The organism is Mesorhizobium sp. M0244 (genome assembly GCF_040321795.1).
In the GTDB taxonomy this organism is placed as follows: domain Bacteria; phylum Pseudomonadota; class Alphaproteobacteria; order Rhizobiales; family Rhizobiaceae; genus Mesorhizobium.
This window is the reverse complement of record NZ_JAMYSE010000141.1, coordinates 1-11,518: the sequence shown is the minus strand read 5'-3', so window position 1 is coordinate 11,518 and position 11,518 is coordinate 1. Positions and strand designations below refer to the sequence as shown.

Sequence of the window (11,518 nt, the reverse complement as noted above, 5' to 3'; positions counted from 1 at the left end):
CCTTCCTGCGGCTTTTCCTTAGCCGTATCGGGGATGATGATCCCGCCCGCGGTCTTGGATTCGGATTCAACCCGGCGTACGACCACGCGGTCATGCAGCGGCCGGAAATTCGACTTTGCCATTTTTGGATTTCCCTGGTGCGGATGTTGAACGGTTCTCCGTTGCCGGAGCGTGGTTAGCACTCGCCTGTGGCGAGTGCTAACGCGACCGTGAGATAGGTAGTAGGTTCGTACTAGTCAAGACGGAATAGGGACGGCCGAGGAGCAAAAGATTTGGAATCGGCGCGGAAGCAGCAGGCCTCTTTATGTCAGGAGAAAGCTCTTTCTGCATCTTTGCTGCCAGTAGCTCGTCCCCTCCGGCTCAAGACATCTCCGCCAGCGGCGCCTGCCTGGTGTGGCCGGAGGGGAAGGGCCTGAACGGCAGTTCGCCCAGTGACTTTTCGGCGAAGAGCGCCGCGCGGATATCCTCCGGGTCGGCGCGCATCAGGAAGCAGATCATGCTGCTCTGACCCCTGAAAACTGGACTGTTCGAAAGTGGAGCTTTCCGCGGTAGCGTCCCTTGGCGGGGAGGAGCGGAGAAGGCATCGAAGTTTTCGGACGCGCAGAAGGCGTTTATTTTGAAGTAGGGAGCGGACGGGATTCCTGTCGCGGAGATCTGTCGGCGGGCGGGAATCAGCCAGACGACCTACTTCAACTGGCGAGGTTGGCCGGACACGCCGCAGCCGGGGCGCGCGGCCGCAAAGGAGGCAGGAAATTCGCGCTCGCCAAGACGGATATTCGCCCCGCGCAGTCTGCTATGTGGCTCAATGCGACACTTCCGACCCCGATCTCTGCTAAGAACTCGGGATTGAGCGCGTCATCTTAAACCGATATGTCGGGCCCAAGGGTGAACTTAGAGCATGCGGAAGCGAGTGCTCGGTCATGCCTGAAACTACTGACGCATTGCTCAACATCGTAAAGACTAAAAGGCAATAGTGGCAGCCGTGTTAAACAATCGGCTCCTCGAAGGTAAAAAAACGTGCAGCACGAAAATCCTCATCCGTCCGTTCCAACGACGCTCGCCCCGCTTCGGAACCAGGTATTTCGTTCGATCTGGATATCTACACAGATATCCAGCCTGGGATGGCTCGTGCAAACAGTCGCCATCAGTTGGCTCATGGTCACCATTTCGGCTTCGGATCTGTTGGTCGCGCTCGTGCAGGCCGCATCCACATTACCGGTATTCTTCCTCTCAATCCTCGCGGGAGCCATCGCCGACAACTTCAGCCGCCGATGGGTGATGTTTGCGGGGCACTGCTTGATAGCATTGGCATCAACGACGCTGATGGTTTCAGTGGGTCTGGGATTTGTCCATCCTTGGCTGATACTCGGATTGGGTTTCCTGGCTGGCTGCGGCTTCGCGTTAACTGATCCGGCCTGGCATGCGTCCGTGGGCGATATCCTCCACAAGCGCGACATTCCGGCTGCTGTGACACTTATGTCTGTCGGATACAACATTGTGCGCAGCGTTGGTCCGGCTTTGGGGGGCGTGATCCTGGCCTTCTTTGGACCGCTGGCCGCTTTCGCTTTGGCCGCGCTGAGTGATGTGGCGCCTCTAAGCGCAATATGGCGCACCAAATGGCAAGTTCGCTCTTCGCCTCTCCCTCGTGAGAGAATGACGATGGCGATTCATGACGGAGTGCGCTTCACGGTGATCTCCCTGGAGATCAGGTCGGCGATCGCCCGTGCAGCCCTTTTCGGCTTGGCAAGCATCTCCATCCTCGCGCTGCTGCCTCTCGTCGTCCGGGACAAGCTGGCAAGCGGGCCGATCGTCTACGGTATTCTGTTGGCCGGCTTCGGCATAGGCGCTTTCATCGCGGGCATGAGCAACGGCTTCCTGAGGCGGATCACGTCTCAAAACAGGCTGGTGGCGTTCGCCTCTGTCGCTTGCGCAGCATGTTGCCTTTCACTGGCACTGACCTCGTCGGTCGCTGTGGCAGCAATTTTTATGGCGCTCGGGGGCGCGGGTTGGCTGATCACCTGGACGGGCATTGACGTGTCGGTGCAGTTGGCAAGCCCAAGGTGGGTAGTCGGCCGCACGCTCTCGATCTACTACGCCTTGAGCGCTGGCGGTATGGCCGCCGGCAGCTGGATCTGGGGGTCCGTCGCGCAGAACTACTCCTTGACCTGGGCTTTGGAGGGTGCCGCGGGGGCTCTGTTGCTGGTTGCAGCAGCGGGGATACTGTTGCCGATACGTCCATGGGAAGAAACGGATCAGGAAAGTTCGGATTTTCCCGCACCCGAGCTGGCACTCGATCTGAAGCCAAGGAGTGGCCCGATCGTTGCCAAGGTCGACTATTTCATATCCGAGAAGAATATCGACGCCTTTCTCGGCTGCATGCGCACAAAGCGGCACGCTCTTAGCCGTGCCGGCGCACGAAACTGGACGCTCCAACGAAACCTTCAAACGCCTTCGGTTTGGACAGAGACATTCCGCACGCCCACCTGGATGGACTTTCTGCGTCTGAACCATCGGCTCACGGCCGCGGATAAGGAAGCAGACGAACATCTTCTCGCGCTGCATGATGGCGAACTTCCTCCGCACACAGTGCTTTCGATCGAACGAACGACCGAGGCAGCTCGTACCCGCTCAACAGTCTTTTCTCGTCCTCCGAGGTGACGTCGTGATGAGCTGTTAGCCGATGAACAGACGCGATCACCGTCGGCGAAATGTCTGATTTGACTGGCTTAAGCCAATGCCGCTCGTACCACACAAAGGCTGTGGGAGAGGCCCTTGTTGCTGACCTATCAAATCGTTGATGTTTTCACGCGAACGCGGTTCGGCGGCAATCCGCTAGCAGTGGTGCTCGGTTCGGACAACTTGACAACTGATCAGATGCAGGCGGTTGCACCGGAGTTCAACTCCTCCGAGACGAGCTTTGTCTTGCAGGCCTACTCGGCCCGAAGCTGATGAGGTGGAACGGCCCTTCTCAAACGGCATCGAATGCCTAACGTGGTCGTGTTGAAACGCCACAAAAAGGAAGGACCGCTCCATGGAGAAGACTACCACAGTCGGGCTTGATCTGGCCAAATCCGTTTTTCAAGTTCATGGCATAGCCGAAGAAGGACCCATGATTGTACGCCGTACACTGCGTCGGTCGCAGGTTCTGGACTTCTTTCGCAAGTTGCAGCCTTGCCTCGTGGGTATGGAAGCTTGTGGCAGCGCGCATTATTGGGCTCGGGAAATTCAGGCCCTGGGTCATACGGTTCGGATGATGCCACCCGCATACGTGAAGGCCTACCTCAAACGCAACAAAACCGATGCTGCAGACGCTGAAGCTATCTGCGAGGCAGTCACGCGGCCGACCATGCGCTATGTTCCGGTAAAAACACAGGACGAGCAGGCTGCCGGAATGGTGCTCAAAGCGCGAGATTTGCTTATCCGCCAGCGCACTCAAACAATCAATGCCCTGAGAGCTCATCTTGCCGAACTGGGCATTGTCAGGGCGACCGGTCTGGTCGGAATCGTCCGCCTTGCCGCCATAGTACGCGACGACAGTGACCTGAGATTGCCGGGTGCAGCGCGAATGGCTTTGGAAGAGCTCGTTGAGCAAATCGAGACCGTGACGGCACGCATTGAAAGGCTCGATCGAAAAATCCTTGAGGCTATAAGAAAAGATGACAACGCCCGACGCTTGACGGCGATCCCCGGCGTGGGTCCGATCATTGCGGCGACCGTCCGGGCAGTAGTCCCTGATCCTGCCGGCTTTAAAACCGGTCGGGACTTTGCTGCCTGGATTGGGTTGACACCACGCGCACATTCCAGCGGAGGAAAAGAACGGATCGGTTCGATCTCAAAGCGCGGAAACCAGCAATTGCGCACGCTGCTTGTCGCTGGAGCAACGTCGGTCCTCAAGCTCGCCCGTCGTGGCCTCCAGGCATCACCATGGATAGCGGCGATGATATTGCGCCGCCCGTTCAAGGTTGTCGCGGTCGCTCTCGCAAACAAGATCGCGCGCATCATCTGGGCTCTTCTCGTTCACGGCGATAACTATAGAGGAGCGAAGATGATCGCCCAAGCTTAGGTTTTAGAGCTTTCTGGCCAGTCGGTCGGAGAGGCAGGCAAGGTGCCAATTGTGATGACCCAACGGGACGACATCCCGAAGCAAATCAGACCGCAAAATCGCAGGCGCGTTACAGCGCGAGAAGCTGATTAGGCGATTTGCTCCGCGGATCTCATCGTGACCGTGGCTGCCAGAAAACAGGCCGGACATATGACTGCACCGTCCATATTTGGGAAATACATGAGGAAATATCTTGCCAAGCGGGCCGTTCCACATATGCGATTTTGGCCAACTTGCGGAACAATCGGAGAACTTCACGGCTTGCTCTCCTCGGGTTGGAGGAGCATGGCGACATTTTCGGGGGCAAATTTGAATCCTCTGCGGTCGGGAATTCGCTCAGCGGAGATCGAGTAGCGTGGCCGCTTTGGATCGATGCCGTGATCCGGAACCGTTCGCTTCCGGTGCGGAACTCGCGTCCGAAGTCCGAAGGGGCCAATCCGAATTGCTCTGCGAGAAGGGATGGTTCCGCAGCCACCTGGCTGCATTATCGACGCTGGGGTCGTCCAGAATGTCGACAACCGAGCGACGCTCGAGATCGACCATGATGGTCCCGTATCGTGTCGCGCGTCGCCAGCTCCAGTCATCGATGCCAACCACCCGGATCTCGGAGGCGCAGTGAGCAACCGCGGCATCACGCTTCAGTTGCCGCAGGATGGTGTCGTCGCTGACCGGCATGCCGAGCCGTTGCATGAGGCGCTCGCCAGGACGGCCGCCCGTGCTATGGCCGAGCAGGCCGACAATCTCCACGACCCTTGTCGTCCGGCGCGCATAAGGGGAAGCAACCGTCGGCAGTCGGTCGGTGAACGTTTGTCATTCACATTTCTCATGTGCGCATCGCCAGCGGCTCAGCAGGAGCCTCACCGTCACAGCCTTACCCTGGACCGGAAGGTCCTGAAGGCTGCGGCTGGACCACCCATGCCGATTTCGGCTTCGCCGTCCGCAATCGGGGCAAATGCCGATCGCTGGTCCGGCAGCGGAAACAACCCAACTGTCATCATCAGTGAGCTCGACGCCCAGAACTTTGACCCCTGGGCCGGGCGACCATTTTGATTTCGTTCGCATGCCCGCCCATTAGCGATCTTGCCGCTAACAGCCGATGAACCACACAAAGTGAGAGCCAACTCGCAAGGGCGCTGCGGGAACTGTGCAGGATCGAGCGATCCATATTCATGATTGAATGGTACTCAAGCCCGGCACGCTGCCAAGCCGGCCTCAACAAGGGCGAAGCAGCACACAAGCTCAAGCGCGCCGTGTTCTTCCATGAGCGAGGCGAAATTCGCGATCGTTCGTTCGAGAGCCAGGCGTTCCGCGCATCCGGACTCAACCTCGTCGTCAGCGCGATCGTACACTGGAACACGGTCTATCTCGACCGCGCGGGCCACACAGTTGAAACGAGGGGGGCGAAACATTCCAGATAGCTGTTGAAGCATATCTCGCGCTGAGTTGGGAACATATCAACCTGACAGGCATCTACACCTGGGACACCGAGCATCAGATGCCCGAAGGCTTTCGAACTCTTAGGCTACCGACCCCAACCCGGCGAGCCATGAGTCCACAGGGATCGTATGCGCCGGTTTCCGCACTATGGCATAGTTCACGCTCTGTTCCCCGTTAGCGTACGAGATTTCGCACTGCTCTTGTTCTGCCCCCATTCTGTTGCTCCGAAATGATTTTTCCGCTTGGCATGTTACATGCTTGTCATCGACAAACGCGCTCACACTGAGCAGAAATTGTCCATGACCACACAAAAACGGACCATTCCGGTCTGCGAGGCTACTCATGTGTAATCAGGCTGTTAACAGCTTATGGCTCGATCGTTAAATTGGCTGCGTCCACCTAAACAGAAGGACTCAAAAAATGACTTATCCCGTGGGTTCGCCGTCGGATGGCTCTCTGAAAGAATCTATCGAAGCAAATGGCCATCATAATCCTCGATTTCATGGCATTGATCACATAGCTTTGGCGGTTCATAAACTAGACGACGCTATCGACCTGTTTCATGATGTCCTTGGTTTTAAGCTTAGGCGGCGATTGCATATAAAAGGTAAGAAGACTGGGATGGTGTGTGCGGACATGGTTCGGAACGACATGTGCTTTGTGCTTTGCCAAGGCACAGAGCCAGAGTCGCAGGTGTCTCAACTTGTCCAAAACTACGGGGTTGGTCTAGCTCATGTTGCATTATCTGTCGACGATGTGTCGGCGGCGGTCAATACGCTTAGAGCGCGGGGATTGTCGTTCGACACGACTATTATTGAAGGACCTGGCCTAACACAAGCATTCTCTTCTCGATGCGCTAATACGGGGATAAGTTTTGAACTCATCCATCGGAACGGAGAGGAAGCATTTCTTGAAGACAACGTACAAGAGCTTTTCGAGCAGCTTGAGCAGTCGGGAAAATACTGATCAAAGAGGTGTGGCCCCCCGGGTTTCGCGATCCGACTTCAGGCGCGCCCGCCGGCCTACCAGGGTCCCGCAAGACTGATCGAAGGTGGCATTCCAACTGGACGAAAGGAAAGCGTCACCTGATCTGCGCCAGGCACGGTGAGCTGCCACTGAACTTTCATTCAGCGGCGATCCCCGACCTGTTACGCCGTGGGCGCGGGTTGAGCAATCGGCGAGGACTTCGATCAGCGTACCTCCACCGCCCGGATCGCCACGGTATCACCTTTAGAGCTTTCTGGCCTGATCCTGGCATCGTCCTGTCCGACGACAACCCGCCCGCGCGCGACAAACTCGAACCTTCCTCAGATGCTTACGTCCAATATCCGACAATGTCGGACACTAGTCATCTTAGTAGCGCCACGTAATTGTTTCGGCACGATTTTTCCTTTGGCACGGCACTTGCGTGGACATGTGTATCTGGGTCGCGGTTGAGGAGAAAAATCCAGTCAGCTCTAGGTGTGCGTGGACGCAGGTTGCCAGCTTCATAGGGTGCGAGTCCTCTCGCTTTGAGAGGCGGCTCAGCTTCGAAGACATGCACTCAGCGCGCAGCATGGATTCATCAATCAAACGATGGGTGCTTTTTGATCAGCTTGATCATTCTGGCGAATAAACCGTGAAAATGCGTGAGCCCTTGGGCCTCAATGATGTCGTCGCTCTGAGACTGGTGTGGTCCTCAGCTCGCCGATAGTCCTACGCAGGGTTCGATGTTGGATCACAGATCGCAATGTTCAGTTATGAATTTTTTGAACGAAGTCTCGAGTGCGTTTCCCTCGGCAGTCTCGCTGGCGTCTGGCAGACCGAGTGAGCGGTTCTTCGACAAGCTCGACCCCCAGGTGCTGTTGAATGCGCTAGTGGTATATGAACGCTATTCAGCTGGCGGTCACGGGGGCGGGCAATTATTGTCGCACTTGCTGCAGTATGGACGAACCGCCGGCATTATCGGCGAGCTCGTTGCGCAACAGGTCCGGTCTGATGAGGGGGTTCCCGCGAGGGCGGATCGCGTACTGATCACCTCAGGATGCCAGGAAGCGCTCGCACTCTGCCTCGCCGCGCTGTGCCCTGAAGCTGCGGATGTGCTCCTAGTCTGCAATCCCACGTATATTGGTGCGACCGGTGCAGGTAAGGCCGCAAGGGTCGCCGTTGCAGCATTGTCCAACTCAGCGCCTTGCGTTGCAGAGGCAGTCGAACTCGCCGTCCTACAATTGCGCCGGAATGGTCGGAGGGCCCGCGCTCTATACCTCATTCCCGATTTTGACAATCCGACCGGGCGCGTCCTCGATAAGGCCTCACGATGCGATATCCTTCAAGTGTGCGCAAGAAATCGGATTATCGTTCTGGAGGACAATCCATATCGGCTATTTCGGTATGAAGGTGATGAGATCCCTCCGATGGCCGCTTTGGATGAGGCAGGAAGTGTTATTTACCTGTCCACATTCTCCAAGACCTTGAGCCCAGCTCTCCGCGTGGGAGCTGCGATACTGCCCGATACAATATTTGGAGACGCGCGCGCTTGCCGGGCACTTTGGGAAAACCTGGTCCAGCTCAAGAGTTTCATTACCCTCAATACAAGCCATATTACACAAGCGATTGTAGCGGGACTCTTGATGGAGCAGGCAGTAAGCTTGCGTGGCTGGATTCGCCCCGCGCTGGATTGGTATCGTTCAAATCGCGACGTCATGGTGCGTCAGCTGGACAGTGTGTTTTCGCCTTTCCCCGAGCAGATACGATGGAATCGACCCTCTGGCGGCTTTTTCCTGTCTCTTGATCTTCCTTTCAGATTTGGCGCGGACAGCGCGGACGAGTGTGCAAGGTGTTACAATGTCATTGTTATGCCGATGAGCTTCTTTGCGTTGGATAACTCTCAAGACTGCCGGATTCGATTAGCATTCAGCGCGGTTACTCCCGAGCAAATCCGAACCAGTGTGACAGGTTTAGGCCGCTATGTGGCGCGGCGGTTGGGGAGGGAACTGCCCAGCTTAGTGGATGGACTGGCCGAGGGATGAAGATGGCACCTCACTCTTCACCGGAGCGCGCAAGCGCTTGCGAACCAGGCGATCGGGATAGGCCACAACCTGCAGCGCGATCAATCTCCTCCAGCGTCTTTGTTGGCAATGGTACGCTTGCTATCAGCTGCGCGCAGCTGGCAATGGAGGTGGGCCACGACATTCGCGTAGTGCTATGTGGCGACGCTATATTCGCGGATTGGGCGGCTCGCGCCAATATCCCGTGTATTGCGAGTGTTGACGAGCTCTGCTCTCTTCTGAACGCGGAGCCGGTGGATTGGATTTTCTCCGTTGCCAATCCGCTTATATTGCCACCGGGCGTGTTTGGGCGAGCGCGACAAGGTGCTTTCAATTTCCACGACGGTCCACTGCCACGGTATGCAGGAACTCATGCGACGTCCTGGGCGCTGCTGGCCCAGGAGAGCGAGTATGCCATCACGTGGCATCGTATCGATGATGGTGTTGATACGGGTGACGTCGTGGTCCATCGCCAAGTGCTGATTGCGCCCACCGATACGGCACTGACCCTGAACCTCAAATGTTATGAGGCCGCTGTCGAGGGATTCCGCGAGCTTCTAACTGGTTTGGCGAAGGGAGAGCTTACCGCCTATCCGCAAGCGCTGGTGAACAGAAGCTATTTTCCAAGACGTCGACGCCCAGATGCGGCAGGCTGTCTGCGATGGGATCGATCCGCGCAAGACCTGTCAGCGATGACGCGTGCCCTAGACTTTGGCCCGTATCATCCCAATCCATTGTGTCTGCCCAAGGCGCTCGTAGGCGATGAGGTTGTCACAGTCAGACGCCTGGAGGTGTTGCCTCGACGCTCGGGCATTCCGGCAGGTTGCCTGCTTGAAATCCACTCCAGCCACTGGCGGGTGGCGACGGGTACGCAGGATGTTGAGGTTTGCTTTGGCAGCTCCGATGGTCAGGCGCTGGACGCGCGAGACCTCGCCAGGCATTCCAATCTGAATGAAGGTGATCGCCTGCCAATTTTGAGCGATGAACAGGCGCAGAGCATAACTGCCGCCCATGAATTGCTGGCGCCTTCAGAGGATTTTTGGCGACAGCGGCTTGAGCAGCTTAGAATATTGCAGTTTCCTTTCCTGTCGTCGTGCGTAGCTGGGGCGCCGCCCAAACGGCAGTCGAGTTCGTGGTTCATTGCAAGTGCGTTGGCTAAGCTGTCGCCAAATGATCGCACGGAATACTTGGTAACGGCTTGGCTGATCTATCTCGCCCGCATCACGGGAGAAACAGAGCTTCAACTGGGATGGACGCCTGCATCGGATAGATCGCAAGCCGGTTTGAAAGCGGTGGAGGTGCTTATCGCCTCTGTCGTGCCGATGGAAGTTACCATTGATCTTGCACATGATTTTGAGGAAATGCGCAAAGCTGTGGCGGGCGAATGCGCTCAGCTGAGGGCGCACGCTAGCTTTGCCCGGGATCTTATCGCGCGCTGCCGGACAGTGCGAGGTGTGGAGGCGCTACGGTCGCACCGGCCCTGGCCGATTGGCATCACGATTACAGCAGATAGCTGTTCTGCCGCTGGCGATCTAGCTTCGAACGCGAGTTCTGAGACAACCCTATCCGGTGATTTGCTGACATTCGAGCTTTGCGCTCTGGATGGGAGCTTTCGATGGCATTTTGATGCAAGTCGATTGGCACCGGAGCAGATCGACCGCATGACGCAGCACTTACAAACATTGTTGCATAGTGTGCTGGCCGATGCAGGCCGGCCAGTGCGCGATCTGGACATCCTGCCGGCTGACGAGCGCACCTACCTGTTGGAGGAGTTGAACCGGACGGCGGCGGCCTATCCGTCGGACATGTGCATCCACGAGCTGTTCGAGGCGCAGGTGCGCCAGGCCCCCGATGCGGTGGCGGTAGTCTATGAGGACGAGCGCCTGAGCTATGGCGAGCTCAATGCCCAGGCCAACCGGCTGGCCCACTATCTGATCGCCTTGGGTGTAAAGCCGGATCAGCCGGTGGCGATCTGCCTGGAGCGCAGCCCGGCGATGGTGCTTGGTGTGCTGGCGATCCTCAAGGCCGGCGGCGCCTATCTGCCGCTCGATCCGGCCTATCCCTGCGCGCGGTTGCGGCAGGTTCTCGATGATGCCGCACCCAAGCTGCTGCTTTGCGACGCGGCCGGCCGCGCTGCGCTCGGCGCCGAGGCGCTGGCCGATGTGAGCGTGGTCGATCTGGAGACGGCGACACCAGCCTGGGCCGAATTGCCCGCCTGCGATCCCGAGCCGCGCGCCATTGGCCTGACCGCGCGCCATCTCGCCTATGTCATCTACACCTCAGGCTCCACCGGAACCCCAAAGGGCGTCATGGTCGAGCATGGAAGTCTGGTCAATCTCGGGTTGGCTCAGATCGGGCTTTTTGGCGCCTGTTCGAATAGCCGTGTTGTGCAGTTCGCCTCCTTCGGCTTTGATGCAAGTGCTTGGGAGCTTGTCATGGCGTTTGGCTCAGGCGCCGCATTACACTTGCCTGCGGACGAGCTCCGCCAGGCGAGTAACAAGCTATCGGATTACCTGCGAAGCGAAGCCATAACCCATGCGACATTACCTCCAGCCTTGCTTCAGGCAAGCAGGGATCCGGGATGTTTGGCATCGCAAGTTCTCATTCTTGCTGGCGAACTGCCGAAAGCTGAACTCGTCCGAAGTCTGGCCTCGGCATCTATCGTCAACGCCTATGGCCCGACCGAAGCAACAGTCTGCGCGACGGTTTGGAGTTGTCCCGATGACTTTGATGGGTCAGTTGTCCCGATCGGGCGTCCGATTGCGAACACGCGGGTGTACCTGCTGGACGGTCATGGTGCGCCCGTCCCGTTCGGGGCGGTGGGGGAGCTCTATATCGGCGGGGCGGGCGTTGCGCGGGGCTACCTGAACCGGCCTGATCTGACGGCGGAGCGGTTCATCGCCAGTCCCTTTGTGAAAGGCGATCGGCTGTATAAGACCGGTGACCTGGGGCG

7 protein-coding genes and 6 pseudogenes are annotated in these 11,518 nt (G+C 57.7%); 9 read left to right on the top strand and 4 right to left on the bottom strand.

The window, feature by feature from the left end:
* Both NKJ08_RS36630 and NKJ08_RS36625 read right to left on the bottom strand, forming a co-directional pair.
* Positions 1-122 (bottom strand): annotated as a pseudogene (locus tag NKJ08_RS36630) (co-chaperone GroES); the annotation flags it as partial.
* Positions 123-360: 238 nt separating this feature from the next.
* Positions 361-498, bottom strand: a complete 138-nt coding sequence (locus tag NKJ08_RS36625; RefSeq protein WP_352707606.1) for a hypothetical protein — start codon at positions 496-498, stop codon at positions 361-363.
* A gap of 25 nt (positions 499-523) precedes the next feature.
* On the opposite strand from NKJ08_RS36625, the pseudogene NKJ08_RS36620 reads away from it, so the two are divergent.
* From NKJ08_RS36620 to NKJ08_RS36600, 5 genes and pseudogenes are all read left to right on the top strand, one after another.
* Positions 524-700: pseudogene (locus tag NKJ08_RS36620) on the top strand (transposase); the annotation flags it as partial.
* A gap of 5 nt (positions 701-705) precedes the next feature.
* Positions 706-974, top strand: a pseudogene (locus NKJ08_RS36615) (hypothetical protein); the annotation flags it as partial.
* Positions 975-1,017: 43 nt separating this feature from the next.
* A complete protein-coding gene (locus NKJ08_RS36610; protein ID WP_352508245.1) occupies positions 1,018-2,658 on the top strand; it encodes an MFS transporter in 1,641 nt (546 codons plus the stop codon).
* Between the two features lie 114 nt (positions 2,659-2,772).
* Positions 2,773-2,949: a PhzF family phenazine biosynthesis protein gene (locus NKJ08_RS36605; protein WP_352786103.1), complete on the top strand. Its 177-nt coding sequence runs from the start codon at positions 2,773-2,775 to the stop codon at positions 2,947-2,949.
* An 82-nt stretch (positions 2,950-3,031) separates the two neighbouring features.
* Positions 3,032-4,063, top strand: coding sequence for an IS110 family RNA-guided transposase (locus tag NKJ08_RS36600; protein WP_352786102.1), 1,032 nt, complete (start codon positions 3,032-3,034; stop codon positions 4,061-4,063).
* Between the two features lie 293 nt (positions 4,064-4,356).
* Here NKJ08_RS36600 and NKJ08_RS39185 read toward each other — a convergent pair.
* Positions 4,357-4,577, bottom strand: a pseudogene (locus NKJ08_RS39185) (hypothetical protein).
* A pseudogene (locus NKJ08_RS36595) lies at positions 4,559-5,164 on the bottom strand (transposase family protein); the annotation flags it as partial. The pseudogenes NKJ08_RS36595 and NKJ08_RS39185, both read right to left, overlap by 19 nt.
* Before the next feature lie 50 nt (positions 5,165-5,214).
* Here NKJ08_RS36595 and NKJ08_RS36590 point away from each other — a divergent pair.
* From NKJ08_RS36590 to NKJ08_RS36575, 4 genes and pseudogenes are all read left to right on the top strand, one after another.
* Positions 5,215-5,717: pseudogene (locus NKJ08_RS36590) on the top strand (Tn3 family transposase); the annotation flags it as partial.
* A 242-nt stretch (positions 5,718-5,959) separates the two neighbouring features.
* A complete protein-coding gene (locus NKJ08_RS36585) occupies positions 5,960-6,505 on the top strand; it encodes a VOC family protein (RefSeq protein WP_352786101.1) in 546 nt (181 codons plus the stop codon).
* A gap of 773 nt (positions 6,506-7,278) precedes the next feature.
* Positions 7,279-8,547 carry an aminotransferase-like domain-containing protein gene (locus NKJ08_RS36580; RefSeq protein ID WP_352786100.1) on the top strand — a complete coding sequence of 423 codons (1,269 nt, stop codon included), beginning with the start codon at positions 7,279-7,281 and terminating at the stop codon, positions 8,545-8,547.
* A 272-nt stretch (positions 8,548-8,819) separates the two neighbouring features.
* Positions 8,820-11,518: amino acid adenylation domain-containing protein (locus NKJ08_RS36575; RefSeq protein ID WP_352786099.1), on the top strand; the 2,699-nt coding region annotated here is incomplete at its 3' end.